This is a genomic window from Novosphingobium lentum NBRC 107847 (assembly GCF_001590965.1).
Lineage (GTDB): Bacteria > Pseudomonadota > Alphaproteobacteria > Sphingomonadales > Sphingomonadaceae > Novosphingobium > Novosphingobium lentum.
Genome location: NZ_BCTW01000002.1, coordinates 212,331 through 226,376, shown reverse-complemented (window position 1 = coordinate 226,376; position 14,046 = coordinate 212,331). Strand labels below are relative to the sequence as shown.

The window sequence follows — 14,046 nt, the reverse complement described above, 5'->3', positions numbered from 1 at the left end:
GTCGCGCGGTGACCCCTCACATCCCGGCGCGAAATAATTTGAGGGATTGGTTCCGTCCTTGCGTATGAAGGCCGAGGAGCCCGGAGAACCAGAATGACAGATATCGAAAGCACGCTTGCCCGATTGCGAGACCTTCCGGTTGATCCGCGCCTGAGCATGATCGATGCGGCAGTGCTCGATGGGCTGAACCGGGAACTGGCGACAGGCGGTCGTCAGTCAGGCGGGCTGTTTGCGGCAGCGGCCGCAGTCGCGCTGGTTACCGGCATTTTGGGTTCCGCCGTTCCCGGTACACCGGCGAGTGCGGCGCCGAATCCGTTTCCGCTGGGCGCGCCTGCGGCGCTTGCCCCGTCGACCTTGCTGGCGAGCGCGCGATGAACAATCGGTCCCGCTACCTGGTGGTTATCCTGATCGCCTTTGGCGCGGCATTGGCAGGCGTCTTTGTGGGCCGCAGCTATATTGTTCCGCCTCCGCCAGTTGAAAGCGAGCTTCACCAGCTCCTCCACCAGAAGCTCGATCTGGATTCTGTCCAGGAAACGAAAATCGAAGCCATCGAAGCGCAATTTGCCATCCAGCGGCAGGCGCTCGAACTGGAACTGCGCGCGGATAATGCCCGCCTGGCGCAGGCGATTCAGACCGAGCATGGTTACGGGCCGCAGGTCAGCGCAGCAATCGATCACTCGCATCAGGCGATGGGGGAACTGCAAAAAGTTACGCTCGAACACATATTCGCCATGCGCAGTGTGCTGAGACCCGAACAGGCCGCGCGGTTTGATGACGCAGTGGTCAAGGCGCTGACCGTCGAGGCAAAATGAGCCTCGATCTTGGCGCGTGTTCGGACGGCGAACTGGCAGCTCTGGCGATCGGGGGCAGGCAAGGCGCCTATACCGAATTGATGCGCCGGCATCGCGATGCAATTTTCCGCTTCGCCCGCGCGCATACCGCCAATGATGACGCGGCCCTCGACATCACACAACAGACCTTCATTGCCGGTTTTGCAGCGCTCAAGCGCTTCGATCAGTCGAGACCACTCAAGCATTGGCTCACGCGCATTGCGCTCAACAAGTGCCGGGATTGGGCGCGGCGCAGAACGGTGCGTGCGCTCTTCTCGTTTGCCACACCGCTCGACAACGCACCCGATCCGGTCGATCTGTCTGCCGACGTCGAACGAGAAGCCAGTGATCGGCAGGAACTGGCCCATGTCCTCAAAGCAATGAGTGGGCTTCCGACTCGGCTCAAGGATGTGCTGGTGCTGCGCACAGTCGAGGGACTTTCGCAGACGGAGACTGCCGCGCTTCTGGGTATTACCGAAAAAGCCGTCGAAACGCGGCTCCATCGCGCGCGCAATAAATTGCAGGACATTTTGAGGGGCTGAAGCGGCATCTGCGTATCTGCACACAACAGATTCAGAACAGGGCAGCGCCTCCATGACCACTCCACTCGTTCCTCTGCCGGGGCTTGATCGCCGCGCACTTCTGCGCGGCGCCAGCCTTGCAGGCAGCGGCCTTGCACTTGCTGCCTGGATGCCAGCGTGGGCACAGCCGGTGTCCCGCGGCATCGCCCGACCGTTGCCGGAGCTTTCCGGTGACACCATTGCCCTTCGGGTCGCCCACGAGCGGGTACGTGTTGACGGGCGCGAGGCCCATGTCATCGCGATGAATGGCACGGTGCCAGCGCCGCTCCTGCGCCTGCGCGAGGGCCAGACGGTCAAGATCACGGTCGACAACGCGCTGGATGAGGAAACCTCGCTGCACTGGCACGGACTGCTGGTTCCGTTCCAGATGGACGGCGTGCCTGGACTGAGTTTCCCTGGCATCAAACCGCGCTCATCGTTCACCTATGAATTTCCGATCGAGCAGTCGGGGACCTATTGGTATCACAGCCATTCCGGGCTGCAGGAAGCGATGGGCCACTATGGCCCGATTGTGATCGATCCCAAGGATGCCGATCCGATCGGCTACGACCGCGAGCATGTGGTTATGTTTTCCGACCACAGCTTCGTACATCCGCACATGTTGTTCAGTAAGCTCAAGCAGGAATCCGGCTACTACAACCAGCAGAAGCAGACACTAGCCGGATTGCTCGCCGGCAAGGACCAGTCGCACGCCGATCGCCTGGCCTGGGCGCGGATGCGAATGGATCCGACCGACATCCTCGATGTGACCGGTTCGGTCTATACCTACGTCGTCAACGGCTATGGCCCAAATGACAACTGGACGGCGCTGTTCAAGCCGGGCGAGCGCGTCCGGTTGCGGCTAATCAATGCCGCGGCGATGACGATCTTCAACGTCCGCATTCCAGGCCTGCAAATGACAGTGGTGGCGGCCGACGGCCTTCCGGTTCGGCCGGTCGCGGTTGACGAATTGCAGATGTCGATCGCGGAAACCTACGATGTGATCGTCACGCCGGCCGAAGATCGCGCCTACACGATCGTTGGCGAAGCGATCGACCGATCCGGCCTGGCCCGCGCAACGCTTGCGCCGCGCGAGGGGATGGTGGCGGCAGTGCCCGCCCTTCGCGAGCGTCCATTGCTGACGATGAAGGACATGGGCATGGGCGCGATGGATGCGCCCGCCACAGGGACCGATCATGCCGGCCACGACATGGCGGGCATGGATATGTCGGCTGCGTATGCCAGCACGGACCATGGCGCGTCAGGCCATTCGATGAACATGAACATGCGGGACGGCGCCAATGCCCCGCAGGTCGTGCTCGGACCGGGAGTGCAGACCATTGCCCCGATGCCGGTCGACCGCACCGGAGAGCCGGGCGTTGGTCTGGAAAACACAGGACACAAGGTTCTGGTTTACCGCGATCTCGTCGCACTCGAACGCAACCCCGATGTGCGCGGCGCAAGCCGGGAAATCGAGCTGCACCTTACCGGAAATATGGAGCGCTACATGTGGTCCATCGACGGGCAGACTTTGTCCGAGTCAAAAACGCCGATCCCCCTGCGGACTGGCGAGCGGGTCCGGATGACGCTCATCAATGACACAATGATGAACCATCCGATCCATCTCCACGGCCATTTCTTCGAGCTGGTCACAGGGCACGGCGATCATAGTCCGCGCAAGCACACGGTGAACGTGCCGCCCGGCGGCAAGGTCAGCTTCGACGTCACCGGAACTTACGGGGACTGGGCGTTCCACTGCCACATGTTTCTCCACATGCATGCGGGCATGATCCGCGTGGTCCAGGTGCGCGGCGCGGGAGAAGCTGCATGAGCCGGTTCGCTTTACTGGGGCTGTCCCCGCTCGTCCTGGCGGCCTCGGTTTCAGCTCAGGCAACCGGTGCGCCGACGGATCAAGCAGCGCATCAAGGACACGGCATGTCGACCATGCCAATGCCGGTGCCGGTGCCGGTGCCGGCTCCTGCGCCTGTCGATCCCCATGCGGGTCATGATATGCAGGGCATGGAAGGCATGACAATGCCCGAGCCGCCGATCACTCCGGCTCCAGTTACGGCGGCAGTCCATGCTGGTGCGACCGGTCCGAGCGGCACCGACCAGGAGCCAGGCAGCGCGTCGCCACCGCCGATCGCGAGCGATCGCCCGGCCGACCGGTTCTACGATCCGGAAGCGATGGCCGAGGCTCAGGCGACGCTGCTGGGCGAACACGGCGGTATGACTTTCCATAAAGTGCTGTTCAACCTTGCGGAATATCAGGCCCGCAATGGCCGGGACGGATATCGCTGGGACGCCAGCGCGTGGTTCGGCGGCGACATCAATCGGCTCGCGATCAAGTCGGAGGGAGAAGGCAGCTTTGGAGAGCCCATCGATCATGGTGAAGTTCAGGCGCTCTGGTCGCACGCAGTCGATCCCTACTGGAACCTTCAGGGCGGCGTCCGACGGGATTTTGGCAGGGGACCGGACCGGACCTATGCAGTGCTGGGGATCGAGGGGCTTGCCCCCTACTGGTTCGATCTTGGTGCCTCAGCCTATGTCTCGACCAAGGGCGATGTGCTTGCCCGCATCGAAGGCGATATCGATCAGCGGATCACCCAGAAACTGATCGTGCAGCCGCGGCTGGAAGCCAATTTCGCGGCGCAAGATATTCCCGAAAATGCGATTGGCTCAGGCTTGTCCAACCTCGAACTCGGACTGCGGCTGCGGTATGAGGTCGCCAGGGAATTCGCGCCCTATGTTGGCGTGTCCTGGGATCGCAAATTTGGCGACACGGCGCGCTATGCACGCGTGGCTGGCGAGCACGTATCCTCGACGAGCTTCGTTGCCGGCATCCGTTTCTGGTTCTGAGCGCGAAGCATTCGGTAGCGGCGACTATTTTGATCAGATTGCGAGGGGGCATTGCGGCGCGTGCGTATGGCCCTGCAAGACCCCCGTTCAGGAGAAGCATCATGAAGATTTTGGCACTTGCAACGACCGTCGCTTTTACCATGACGGGGACAAGCGTCCTGGCCCAGACTCAGGCCGCGACCGGCGCTGAACATGATCATACACATGGCGCGGCCGCCGCGCCTGCGGCCACTCCTCCCGCACCGCCCCCTGCGACTCCAGTCTCGCCCGCACCTCCGGCAGGGCAGGGGATGGAAGGCATGTCCGGAATGGGCGGTATGAAGGGGATGGAGGGCAAGCCAAGTATGGGCGGAATGTCGGGCATGGGCGACATGCAGCACATGCCTATGATGCAGCCAACCGCAGCTAACCCGTTTCCGCCAGCTGAAATGCAAATGCACATGGCGATGATGCATGCGACCGGTGCCGATGCGAACGAGACCTATGTGCGCAAGATGATCGAGCATCATCGCGGCGCGATTGCAATGTCGCGCCTTGTCCTCACCAGCACCAAGGATGCCCGCGTCCAGCGACTCGCTAACCAGGATATCGCGGCACAGACGCGCGACGTCGCCGGCCTTCAGGCCTGGTTGAGCAGGAACGGCAAGACAGCGCAGTAACAGCGTCAGCGGGAGGAACCGGGATGAGAAAATCCCTACGCCTTGCGGTCATACTTGCCGCCGCGGTTCCATCCCTTGCTCTCGCAGCTACAACCGGGGTTGTTCACCGCGATCCCGGGTGCGGCTGCTGCGAGAAGTGGGTTGCGCTCGTGCGGCAACAATTTGGCCGAAATATCCAGATGATCGACGATGCCAAGCGCTCTGCTTACCAGGCACGTCTTGGCGTGCCTGCGCGCCTAGCGTCCTGCCACACTGCCGTGATCGATGGGCTCGTCTTCGAAGGGCATGTGCCCATCGCCGATATGCAGCGTGTGCTGCGCGAGCGCCCGCACGGGATTACGGGGCTTACAGTTGCCGGGATGCCGATGGGGTCACCTGGCATGGAGATGCCGGGAATGCACGAGCAACCCTACGACGTGATTGCCTTCGGACATGCCGGTACGCGGGTTTACGCGCATCATGGCGCCTGAACCCAACGAAGCGGTTAGCACGCGCCGGGCCATGCTCGCCCGGCATATCCTCCGCCTGCTGGGCTTATACCAACTTTCCCTGGGTGGGTGGTTCATGGTGCTGCGGCCACCCCTGTTACCCGAGGACTTGCATTATATAAGTCAGGCGTCTTCCGGCCTTCGGACATGGCTTGATCTCGTGTTCAATGTCATGGGCGGCCAGATGGCGGCCCTCGGCTGTGCTCTGCTCATCGTCAGTCGTTGCAGCCTGGATGGATTGAAGCGCGCGGACCGCACCTTTTTGCTGGCATGCGGCGCTTTGTCTGCCCTGTTGATGGCCTATACCAACTTCGTCCTTGGCTCGAATTTCCGATGGGCACTGCTCATTCCAGTTGCGCTATGGATTGCCTTTGGCGCGACTGTCCTTGCAGACAGAAGTGTCCTGCCGACCTCGGATATCGGCCCTAAATAAATGATCTCGCGGCACCAAAATCTGTCGGGGTAACGCTCTCATGGTCGCTTTCCGCTTCCCCTCCTCCAAGAACTGCCCTGATCTCAGGCGCGGCGCTGGCTGATCACCAAGCAACTTGACCATCCGCTTTCAAGTATCAGCGATAGATGGCTGAACGGCTGACATCAGGCGCAATCCGGCCACCACACGGGCAGTGCTGGAAGTAGTTCAATCGTCACCCGAGGCCGGAATATCCTCAACGATCTCCTGCCGGACCTTCGGGCCTTTCGCCAGTCTACGGCCCAGCGCCGCCATGAACGCATCATAGCGATCACCGCCCTGCCGCCGCAACGCTGCACGTTCGGCCTCGGGCGGCGGCGGACTGTTCGACAGCCAGAAACGCACGAACATGGCGATCATTTCGACGCCGATACCAGTGTCGCGCTCAAGCCGGGTCAGTCGCCGGTCGATCTGGTCAAGACGCTTGATGAGCGCCGCCTCGCGCTGTTCGTCGCCATCGGGCGAGAGAAACGACGCGATCGCGGCCTCGGCGACCAGGGATCGTGATCGGTCGCGCCGGTCGGCAAAGCTCGCCAGCGCCTCCATGATGTCGTGATCGAGATAGACCGAGAGCCGCGCTTTGGCTGGCATGTCAGAGTTCGATCCCGTCCGACGGATCGAGGCTGGCGCGTCGCGCAGCGGCGCGTTGCTCCAGATCAATCGCCCGCTGCTGCGCGCTCGTCGCCGAAGCAGTGTCCGGTTCATCCGGATCGAATTCATTTGTGGGGGGCGGCGCTAGGGACGGCGCAATATCAATGTGGCGCTCCATCGCCGGCTCGCGGCGCACGCCCTCGCTGTCCGCATCGCCGCCAGCCTGACTTCCCCCTCCCTTTCCGGCCTCCTCCGCCGTTGTATCCTCGCCCTCAAAATCGGGGATTGGTTCACCGCGAGGTTCGATGGGGGCAAGGTGGCTCCAATCATCGGGCCGAGGCTCGGATGACGACTTCCTTGTAATCGGTGCCGGAAGAACGCGAGCGGCCAGTCGGCGATCCTGAAAATAACGGGCCTTCTTGGCGCGGACCGGATGCACCCCCGCCACCATGACGATTTCATCATCTGGTGGCAGTTGCATGATCTCACCCGGCGTCAGCAATGCGCGGGCGGTTTCCGAGCGGGAAACCATCAGGTGGCCGAGCCAGGGGCTTAGCCGGTGTCCGGCGTAGTTCTTCATAGCCCGCATTTCGGTAGCGGTGCCGAGTGCATCGGAAACCCGCTTGGCGGTGCGTTCGTCATTGGTCGCGAAGCTGACCCGGACATGGCAATTGTCGAGGATCGAGTTGTTCTGGCCGTAAGCCTTCTCGATCTGGTTGAGGCTTTGCGCGATCAGGAATGCCTTGATCCCGTAGCCCGCCATGAATGCGAGCGCGCTTTCGAAGAAGTCGAGCCGTCCCAGCGCCGGGAACTCATCGAGCATGAGCAGCAATCGCTGGCGGGAGTTCCCCGCATCAAGGTCTTCGGTTAGGCGCCGGCCGATCTGGTTGAGCACAAGCCGGATCAGCGGCTTGGTGCGGCTGATGTCCGATGGCGGAACCACGAGATAAAGCGTCACGGGGCGAGGTCCATCGACCAGGTCGGATATCCGCCAGTCGCAGCAGCTCGTGACGCGGGCGATGACAGGATCGCGATAGAGACCCAGGAACGACATGGCCGTCGACAGCACGCCTGAGCGCTCATTGGCTGACTTGTTGAGCAGTTCGCGCGCAGCCGACGCGACCACGGGATGCACACCTTCATCGCCGAGGTGCGGCGTGGTCATCATGGCCTGGAGCGTAGACTCGATCGGTTGCCGGGGATCGGAAAGAAAGGCGGCAACGCCCGCAAGTGTCTTGTCCGCCTCGGCGTACAGCACATGGAGGACCGCGCCGACCAGCAGGGAATGGCTGGTCTTCTCCCAATGATTGCGCTTTTCGAGGCTGCCCTCGGGATCGACCAGCACGTCAGCGACATTCTGCACGTCGCGCACTTCCCATTCGCCGCGCCGGATTTCGAGGAGGGGATTGTAGGCGGCCGATGCGGTATTGGTCGGATCGAACAGCAGGACCGACCCGAACGTCTCCCGGAATCCTGCCGTCAGCCCCCAGTTCTCGCCCTTGATGTCATGGACGATGCAACTGCCCGGCCAACTCAGTAGCGTCGGCACCACGAGGCCGACGCCCTTGCCGCTGCGGGTGGGAGCATAGCACAGCACATGTTCGGCGCCGTCGTGGCGCAGGTAGCTGTTGAGCTGTTTGCCCAACACCACGCCTTTGTCATCGAGCAGACCGGCAGCGCGGATTTCGGAACGTGTCGCCCAGCGCGCCGATCCGAAGGTTTCTGCCTTCCGCGCTTCCTTTGCGCGCCAGATCGACATGGCCATAGCCGCGATTATCGCAGCGAACGTGCCCGATACGGCGATATAGGCGCCGCGCTGGAAGACCTGCGGCGCATAGGCGTCGAACGAGAACCACCACCAGAAGAAGGCTGGCGGGGGATAGATATATTGATCGCCAAGCGTGAACCATGGTGAACCCAGTTCCGGCTGATAGGCCAATGTCGCTGCCGTCCATTGGGTTGCGGACCATATGCCCGCCACGACCATGGCCAGCACGACGATGATCTGGCCCCATAATACGCGAGATGCTGACATGATGTGTTCCTCCGTTCGGGAGGCAGTCGGATTATTGAGCGATCAGATACAAGCGGGCACTGGCGATCATCGCAGAATAGCGCGGAAATACAGGGAACGGCGTAGAAGTTCCGACCTGCGTGAACTGACAGTCCCGCAATTGCTGGCCCGCAAATCTGAGACAAGGCTTGGGCTTTCCGAGCTTGAGTAACCAGCGGAGTGCTGCCGGCGCGGATCGTCGACGAATGAGATCACGCGTCCAAAATCAGAATCACAAAGATCTGACGCGCGGCAATTGCCCTCCACCGTCGACATCCGGTGGGGTCAACCATTTGCCATATGCCTCGATGTCAATCATCGGCACGGTGCCACTGAACTGAAGCTGAGAAATCAATTTGAACAGGAATGCTGTCGCCGCCTTGGCTTCAGTGACAAACGCGTAGCTTGAATCCGCCTGGTCGAAGAAGAAATGTCCGTGGTTGGCGACACAGCCAATATCGAGGCGTCCGTCAGCGATATTCGCACACAATGCCTTTTCAAGCGACGATCCTAGCGGTGGTTTCCACTCGCTCTCAAAGGTCAGCAAACCACCCAAAATCGGAATCAAAGGTTTCGGCGGATACACGCCCTTGGCATAAGGGATCGGAAGGCTCGTTCGGTGCAGGCGACGAACACTTGCAATCTTCTCCTGCGCATACGCCACCAGGCTGGCATCTGCGGTCTGCTTCGCTTCAAAAACAGCATAGACACTTTCTGCGGGAATGATCGTTTCGTTCTCATATGTAAAAATGAACGGCGAATACTGGCGATCGAAAATCACGACGTCGATTTGCTGACTGAAATTTCCGAGACTATCCACCACATGGGCTTTCGCTGCCTCGTAACGCTTTGGTAGATAGGTCTCCAACATGCTGATCCAGACTTGCTCGCTGGCATCTCCCTTCGTGCCTGGATGGTTGAAGGCCTTACGCACGGTCGCCAAACGCTGCTGAATGTCCTCATGCAAAGAGGCAAGAAGCTGGGAAAGGGACCATTCGGACATCGCTAAAACCTCATTGCATTTCTTGGGCCTGCCACTCAGGACAACGGAAACTTAGGACCAAACAGGTCTCGCCAGGCACGCAGCGCCTCACCGTTGCGACCACGCCGTGCGTGGTCAATGGCAAGCGTGGCCTCACGTTCGGCGGCACGCAGGAGGTCACGTGCCCGTCCCCTTCGCACATCATCCATGCCATTGCTGATCGCAGGGCCAAGCCCGGCCGGATCGGGCCACTCGTCGTGAATCCGGTCAGCAAGGGTCGCGAAAAATCCCTGTATTTCCCGGTCGAAGCTACCTCCCCAACCGCCATAAAGGCACTGCATCGCCATGACCTCGATAAGGAACGACGGCTTCACGGGCTTCTCGCCATGCTTCGGATTGTTGTTCCAATATTTGGCCATGCGCACCAACCCCTTCCATTCCTTGGAATAGGCCTGATGTGCGGCAGTTGCCTCCGCAGCATGTGTTTGCGGGTTGGTCTTTATCCACTTGCCAAGTTCGTTGTCAGGGATCTCGAAGTCACCATCTTGATCGAAGGCGGGTACGACATCGACGCTAATGACCCGATAGTCCGTGTTGTCTTCAACGTCGGCCTTTACGCCGAAATCGACGTTGATGGACCTGTTCTGCTTTTTCGCCTTGTCGCCATATTTCTCGGCCAATGCGTTGTGGAAGTCGGTGAGCACCACCGAAGGTGCCTTTGCCTGATAGTGATCCTCGGACGACTTGAGGACGAAGAAGATATCAACGTCCTTCAGCGGCTTGGTCTTGGTCCAGCGCGCATAGGATCCAGTCAGGAAGCTCCGATCAATTTTGAACTTGGTATCTAGATAATCCCGAACCTCTTTCTGCCGTGCGGAAGCGTTGGCCTGTTCCTTGTCGTTCAACTCCAGACGGCTTTTGAACTTCCGAAATGCCTCATCCACCGTGAGCATCAGGCCCTCCTCAAATATGACGTGCTGGCGCCTAGACCGCTGTGCTCCACGGTCGTACCAAGGCTTTGCCGAACCATTCCGACTGTCGAACGCGCCGTCGCCTTACTCCAGCCGATCACATCGGGGCGCCCCAGCTTGGTATGAACCAGAAACCGGTAACGGGCCTGGCTTGGAACCAGTCCCGCTTTCCTAATCGCGTATTTGAGCTGCTCTGTATCTGTCCAGAAGTTGCCATCGCCGCCGGACCAGCCGTATGAGATATTGATATCCCACCGGAAAATAAGTGCGTCCGTTTTCGGGTCGTAGATTTCAAGTTCTACCGATTCGAGATCGCCCGTGTTGAGCCATGTCTGGACCCCACGCATGTTCAACTCCCAGTCGCCCACAAACTCGGACGGATCGAGGCCGCTCAGTCGGATGATGTCCTTCAAACTCTTGAGGATGTTGTCCGCCACATAGGTGACGGAATGGGTGTAGGTGTTAACGGCGACGCTGGTCATGACCCGAGAAACCCCTTTGGATCAAAAACGAGAGCTTGCGAATCTGTCGCCGCGTCACCGACCCCACTGGACACTGCAGTTCCAAGGTCGCGCGCCGTAATGCGCGTGCTATATTTCTTCAGCGCGCTTTGCACCCAAGGCAGATCGTCGGCCAGGCAGGGAAGCGAAACCTCCCAGTTGCCCTTGAGCGGGTCGAAGCCAAGTGCGTCCTCATTTGCTTCCGAGCCGTCGATCGCGTCCTCGTCATAGAGGCAGTAGATACGGGTGCGAGGACCATCACAGGTGACGGTAATCGCCGCATCTTTCGGTGCCTGATCAGCAATCACGCTGGCGGCGATGCCGGCCACAGCGAGAAGCTCTGAGCGCGTGTCACCGACTTTCCCCTGGGTCAGCAGGTCGACAATCGCGGTCCATGTTCCGGCGGCGTCGCGCTGGGGGGTACTCTTGAAGGTGCGGCTGGCAACGGTGCTCATTGCGCTACGCCTCCCGGCAGGCGTCCTGACTTGGCGGCGCGGGCAGCGACAAACAGGTCATCAAGCGTGACCCGTTCCGGATTCATTGCGGTCTGCGGGCTGCTGGCCAAAGCGTTTGCCACCATCTTTCGGATAGCGCGGCCGTCAAGGCCAACGCACTCGGCTGCGCAACGCTCAAATCCTGCGCCATTCGGCAATTTCGCAATGGCGGGATAAGTTTTACCGAGGCCGACCAGGCAATCTTTGAGGATGCGAGCGCAGGCTTCGCGATCCGGCAAAGGAATGTGCATGACAAGATCGCAGCGCGACGTGAACGCAGCATCCACGGCCTGGGGAAAGTTGCTGGTTGCGAGAAACAGGAGGTTTGGGTGCTGCTCGGCAAGAGCATCGAGCTGGACCAGGACTGCGTCCGTCGCGCGGTGGATATCGATGGGATTTGCCTCGAGACTCATCTTCGACCGATCCGCCGCGAGAGTTTCGACCTCATCGAGAAGCACGATGGTTGGCCCAGCTGCAGCCGATTCCGCAATCGACTGCGAAAATAGGTCCGACACCGCACGCTGCGTCTTCCCCATCGCCGAACTCGTCAATGCGTGCGGTTCAACCTCCAACAGGCGGAACCCCGCACCGGGGAACGATTCTGCGGTGCGGTGAGCCAGACCGCGTGCGAGCGAGGTCTTGCCCGTTCCAGGTGGACCAACCAGCAAGATCACGCCGTGAAGCGGAATGACACTACGGTCCACTTTACCGCGCATCGTAAAATTCAGCATCGCCTGGGACACGAGCTGTGCTTTCAGGTGATCATCCAGCACGATCGAGTCCCACAGTGCACCGAGCTTGGGATCGGGGAGCTGCCGGACACGCTGGATGCCTTTGGGTGCATTGAATTCTTCGTGCGGTACCGCTGAAAGCTTCTGCATTGTCTTTGCCTCGTGCCGCTCACTGCGGTGATAGAATTGGTAGTGTCTGCAATACCCTGCGACGCGTCGTCTTGATCTCAGCCCTCGGGAGGGTTGGGATCATTCCCGTGGCTATCGCTGCTTGCGATGCGGCCGTCCTTGTTGTGGATCCGGAATTCCGTACCCTGGTTGCGACTGATTTCGCGACCACGGTCGATCGCTTCCTGTTTGGTCTCTGTATGAACACTGGCGCGACTCGCACCGCCACGCTTCACGTCCCAACCGCCGTCGGGGTTCGGCACGACATGGTGAGATTCTGGTCCTTTGCTCATATGCTTGCTCCTAACATCAAAGAGGTTCAATAAGTGCGCCTACTCCGAACAAACTGCCGCGGTTGATATCCGCTAGTCAAGGCTATAAAATGCGCCTACGCCGAACACGGTCTATAGAGGGAGATACCCATTTGGCCAACACGCTGGGAGATAAGATCCGCAAGTTGCGGAAAGACAAAGGATTGACGCTCGATAAGCTGGCGGAGCTATCGGGTTCGAGCAAGAGCTATATTTGGGAGCTTGAAAACAAGAATCCCCCAAGGCCTTCGGCTGATAAGCTCACAAAGATCGCCGAACAGCTGGAGACTACTCTGGAATTTCTTCTCCATGAGGGCGAGGATGTAACGCAAGAAGACGCAGCTGACGCACGTTTCTATCGGCAGTACCGAAAGATGGACTCGAACACCAAAGCGAAGGTTCGGCAAATCATTAAGCTATGGGACGAAGATTCGTGACACTGCCATGGTCGCCGCTTCGTTGGGCGAATTCGATCACGAAGATGCTCAACGCCGTGTACGGAACCACCCCGGAACGCTTCCCCGTCAACGTGACCCTTGTCGCAAAAGAGTACTCGCATCAGCGCTTTCCCGATGATCCGATCACACTGGTGAAAGGGGCCACTCTCCCTGGTTTCGATGGCGCCCTTTATCGCGCTCCTGCAGCCAAGAAGGGTTGGGGCATCGTGTATAACGATTCCATCAAATCTGCGGGCCGCATAAATTTTACGCTCGGACACGAATTCGGGCACTACCTTATCCATCGCCTGTCCCATCCCGATGGAATCGAATGCGGCGACCAGGATATGGTGCGTTGGGATAGCGATTATGCCCAACTGGAGCAGCAAGCGAATGAGTTCGCCGTAGGGCTACTGATGCCCCTCGATGACTTCCGTCGGCAGATCGGCCCCAAGGCCAAACCTAGCCTTGAAGAAATAGGGGCTTGCGCAAAGCGGTATGATGTCTCGCTGATTGCCGCGACTTTGCGGTGGCTGCAGTATACGGAGCGCCGGTCGGTACTGGTAGTTTCCCGGGACGGCTTCATCCTCTGGGCACGTTCCAGTGACCGAGCGCTGCGAACCGGTGCTTACTTCAAGACTGTCGGGCGATCGCCAATTCCAATACCGGAACTGTCACTTGCCGCGCGCCCTTCACTGCTTGCCGGTGCAAATGCAATCGAACACGATGAAAATGTATGGTTCGCCGAGTCTTGCGAAGAAATCGCCCTCGCATCTGACCACTACGATTTCACGCTCTCGCTACTTCATCTTGGCCGTGCCGTTTGGCGAAATCAGGATGACGAAGAACCAACAGATGACACGTTTGATTTGATGCAACGGAGCCTTGGAAACCCCGGTTAACGGAAGTAGCCCAAGTTAAAGCTTCCGTTGTCATGCAT

The 14,046-nt window shown here is 59.8% G+C and carries 18 protein-coding genes; 10 read left to right on the top strand and 8 right to left on the bottom strand.

Annotated elements, in window-relative coordinates; all coding sequences use genetic code 11:
- The first annotated feature begins 93 nt into the window (after positions 1–93).
- From NL2_RS02540 to NL2_RS02505, 8 genes are all read left to right on the top strand, one after another.
- The gene (locus tag NL2_RS02540; protein ID WP_084355804.1) at positions 94–375 is read left to right on the top strand and encodes a hypothetical protein; all 282 of its coding nucleotides are present in this window, start codon (positions 94–96) and stop codon (positions 373–375) included.
- A complete protein-coding gene (locus NL2_RS02535; protein ID WP_068071362.1) occupies positions 372–812 on the top strand; it encodes a periplasmic heavy metal sensor in 441 nt (146 codons plus the stop codon). The genes NL2_RS02540 and NL2_RS02535 overlap by 4 nt, the downstream gene beginning before the upstream one ends.
- A complete protein-coding gene (locus NL2_RS02530; protein WP_068071360.1) occupies positions 809–1,372 on the top strand; it encodes an RNA polymerase sigma factor in 564 nt (187 codons plus the stop codon). Before NL2_RS02535 ends, NL2_RS02530 begins: the two co-directional genes overlap by 4 nt.
- A gap of 52 nt (positions 1,373–1,424) precedes the next feature.
- On the top strand, positions 1,425–3,221 hold the full coding sequence (locus NL2_RS02525) for a copper resistance system multicopper oxidase (protein WP_068071358.1): 1,797 nt from the start codon (positions 1,425–1,427) through the stop codon (positions 3,219–3,221).
- Complete coding sequence (locus tag NL2_RS02520) at positions 3,218–4,249, top strand: copper resistance protein B (protein ID WP_084355803.1); 1,032 nt, start codon at positions 3,218–3,220, stop codon at positions 4,247–4,249. The genes NL2_RS02525 and NL2_RS02520 overlap by 4 nt, the downstream gene beginning before the upstream one ends.
- Before the next feature lie 101 nt (positions 4,250–4,350).
- Positions 4,351–4,908 (top strand): DUF305 domain-containing protein, encoded by a 558-nt coding sequence (locus NL2_RS21580; protein ID WP_245647536.1) that lies wholly within the window; start codon positions 4,351–4,353, stop codon positions 4,906–4,908.
- A 23-nt stretch (positions 4,909–4,931) separates the two neighbouring features.
- The gene (locus tag NL2_RS02510) at positions 4,932–5,378 is read left to right on the top strand and encodes a DUF411 domain-containing protein (protein WP_068071354.1); all 447 of its coding nucleotides are present in this window, start codon (positions 4,932–4,934) and stop codon (positions 5,376–5,378) included.
- Positions 5,368–5,829 (top strand): hypothetical protein, encoded by a 462-nt coding sequence (locus NL2_RS02505; RefSeq protein ID WP_068071352.1) that lies wholly within the window; start codon positions 5,368–5,370, stop codon positions 5,827–5,829. Before NL2_RS02510 ends, NL2_RS02505 begins: the two co-directional genes overlap by 11 nt.
- 207 nt (positions 5,830–6,036) lie before the next feature.
- Here the strand turns inward: NL2_RS02505 and NL2_RS02500 are convergent, their stop codons facing one another.
- The 8 genes from NL2_RS02500 to NL2_RS20620 all read right to left on the bottom strand — a co-directional run bounded on the left by NL2_RS02500 (position 6,037) and on the right by NL2_RS20620 (position 12,651).
- Positions 6,037–6,459: a ribbon-helix-helix domain-containing protein gene (locus NL2_RS02500; protein WP_068071350.1), complete on the bottom strand. Its 423-nt coding sequence runs from the start codon at positions 6,457–6,459 to the stop codon at positions 6,037–6,039.
- Position 6,460: 1 nt separating this feature from the next.
- The gene (locus NL2_RS02495; protein WP_068071348.1) at positions 6,461–8,494 is read right to left on the bottom strand and encodes a conjugal transfer protein TraG; all 2,034 of its coding nucleotides are present in this window, start codon (positions 8,492–8,494) and stop codon (positions 6,461–6,463) included.
- A gap of 250 nt (positions 8,495–8,744) precedes the next feature.
- A complete protein-coding gene (locus tag NL2_RS02490; RefSeq protein ID WP_068071346.1) occupies positions 8,745–9,515 on the bottom strand; it encodes a DUF6602 domain-containing protein in 771 nt (256 codons plus the stop codon).
- A gap of 35 nt (positions 9,516–9,550) precedes the next feature.
- Complete coding sequence (locus tag NL2_RS02485; protein WP_068071344.1) at positions 9,551–10,447, bottom strand: CBASS oligonucleotide cyclase; 897 nt, start codon at positions 10,445–10,447, stop codon at positions 9,551–9,553.
- The gene (locus NL2_RS02480; RefSeq protein ID WP_068071341.1) at positions 10,447–10,947 is read right to left on the bottom strand and encodes an HORMA domain containing protein; all 501 of its coding nucleotides are present in this window, start codon (positions 10,945–10,947) and stop codon (positions 10,447–10,449) included. The genes NL2_RS02485 and NL2_RS02480 overlap by 1 nt, the downstream gene beginning before the upstream one ends.
- Entirely contained in the window at positions 10,944–11,420 is a 477-nt protein-coding gene (locus NL2_RS02475) for a CBASS system Cap8 protein (protein WP_068071339.1), read from the bottom strand. Before NL2_RS02475 ends, NL2_RS02480 begins: the two co-directional genes overlap by 4 nt.
- Positions 11,417–12,340 carry an AAA family ATPase gene (locus tag NL2_RS02470; RefSeq protein WP_068071337.1) on the bottom strand — a complete coding sequence of 308 codons (924 nt, stop codon included), beginning with the start codon at positions 12,338–12,340 and terminating at the stop codon, positions 11,417–11,419. Before NL2_RS02470 ends, NL2_RS02475 begins: the two co-directional genes overlap by 4 nt.
- A gap of 77 nt (positions 12,341–12,417) precedes the next feature.
- A complete protein-coding gene (locus NL2_RS20620; RefSeq protein WP_084355802.1) occupies positions 12,418–12,651 on the bottom strand; it encodes a DUF2188 domain-containing protein in 234 nt (77 codons plus the stop codon).
- Positions 12,652–12,782: 131 nt separating this feature from the next.
- Here NL2_RS20620 and NL2_RS02460 point away from each other — a divergent pair, with 131 nt between their 5' ends.
- Complete coding sequence (locus NL2_RS02460; RefSeq protein ID WP_084355814.1) at positions 12,783–13,106, top strand: helix-turn-helix domain-containing protein; 324 nt, start codon at positions 12,783–12,785, stop codon at positions 13,104–13,106.
- Positions 13,103–14,008 (top strand): ImmA/IrrE family metallo-endopeptidase, encoded by a 906-nt coding sequence (locus NL2_RS02455; protein WP_068071331.1) that lies wholly within the window; start codon positions 13,103–13,105, stop codon positions 14,006–14,008. The genes NL2_RS02460 and NL2_RS02455 overlap by 4 nt, the downstream gene beginning before the upstream one ends.
- The last annotated feature ends 38 nt before the right edge of the window (positions 14,009–14,046 follow it).

Excerpts from the sequence above, each read along its gene's own strand:
- NL2_RS02540 (WP_084355804.1), top strand. The coding sequence starts at position 94 with ATGACAGATATCGAAAGCACGCTTGCCCGATTGCGAGACCTTCCGGTT.
- NL2_RS02535 (WP_068071362.1), top strand. The coding sequence starts at position 372 with ATGAACAATCGGTCCCGCTACCTGGTGGTTATCCTGATCGCCTTTGGC.
- NL2_RS02530 (WP_068071360.1), top strand. The coding sequence starts at position 809 with ATGAGCCTCGATCTTGGCGCGTGTTCGGACGGCGAACTGGCAGCTCTG.
- NL2_RS02525 (WP_068071358.1), top strand. The coding sequence starts at position 1,425 with ATGACCACTCCACTCGTTCCTCTGCCGGGGCTTGATCGCCGCGCACTT.
- NL2_RS02520 (WP_084355803.1), top strand. The coding sequence starts at position 3,218 with ATGAGCCGGTTCGCTTTACTGGGGCTGTCCCCGCTCGTCCTGGCGGCC.
- NL2_RS21580 (WP_245647536.1), top strand. The coding sequence starts at position 4,351 with ATGAAGATTTTGGCACTTGCAACGACCGTCGCTTTTACCATGACGGGG.
- NL2_RS02510 (WP_068071354.1), top strand. The coding sequence starts at position 4,932 with ATGAGAAAATCCCTACGCCTTGCGGTCATACTTGCCGCCGCGGTTCCA.
- NL2_RS02505 (WP_068071352.1), top strand. The coding sequence starts at position 5,368 with ATGGCGCCTGAACCCAACGAAGCGGTTAGCACGCGCCGGGCCATGCTC.
- NL2_RS02500 (WP_068071350.1), bottom strand. The coding sequence starts at position 6,459 with ATGCCAGCCAAAGCGCGGCTCTCGGTCTATCTCGATCACGACATCATG.
- NL2_RS02495 (WP_068071348.1), bottom strand. The coding sequence starts at position 8,494 with ATGTCAGCATCTCGCGTATTATGGGGCCAGATCATCGTCGTGCTGGCC.
- NL2_RS02490 (WP_068071346.1), bottom strand. The coding sequence starts at position 9,515 with ATGTCCGAATGGTCCCTTTCCCAGCTTCTTGCCTCTTTGCATGAGGAC.
- NL2_RS02485 (WP_068071344.1), bottom strand. The coding sequence starts at position 10,447 with ATGCTCACGGTGGATGAGGCATTTCGGAAGTTCAAAAGCCGTCTGGAG.
- NL2_RS02480 (WP_068071341.1), bottom strand. The coding sequence starts at position 10,947 with ATGACCAGCGTCGCCGTTAACACCTACACCCATTCCGTCACCTATGTG.
- NL2_RS02475 (WP_068071339.1), bottom strand. The coding sequence starts at position 11,420 with ATGAGCACCGTTGCCAGCCGCACCTTCAAGAGTACCCCCCAGCGCGAC.
- NL2_RS02470 (WP_068071337.1), bottom strand. The coding sequence starts at position 12,340 with ATGCAGAAGCTTTCAGCGGTACCGCACGAAGAATTCAATGCACCCAAA.
- NL2_RS20620 (WP_084355802.1), bottom strand. The coding sequence starts at position 12,651 with ATGAGCAAAGGACCAGAATCTCACCATGTCGTGCCGAACCCCGACGGC.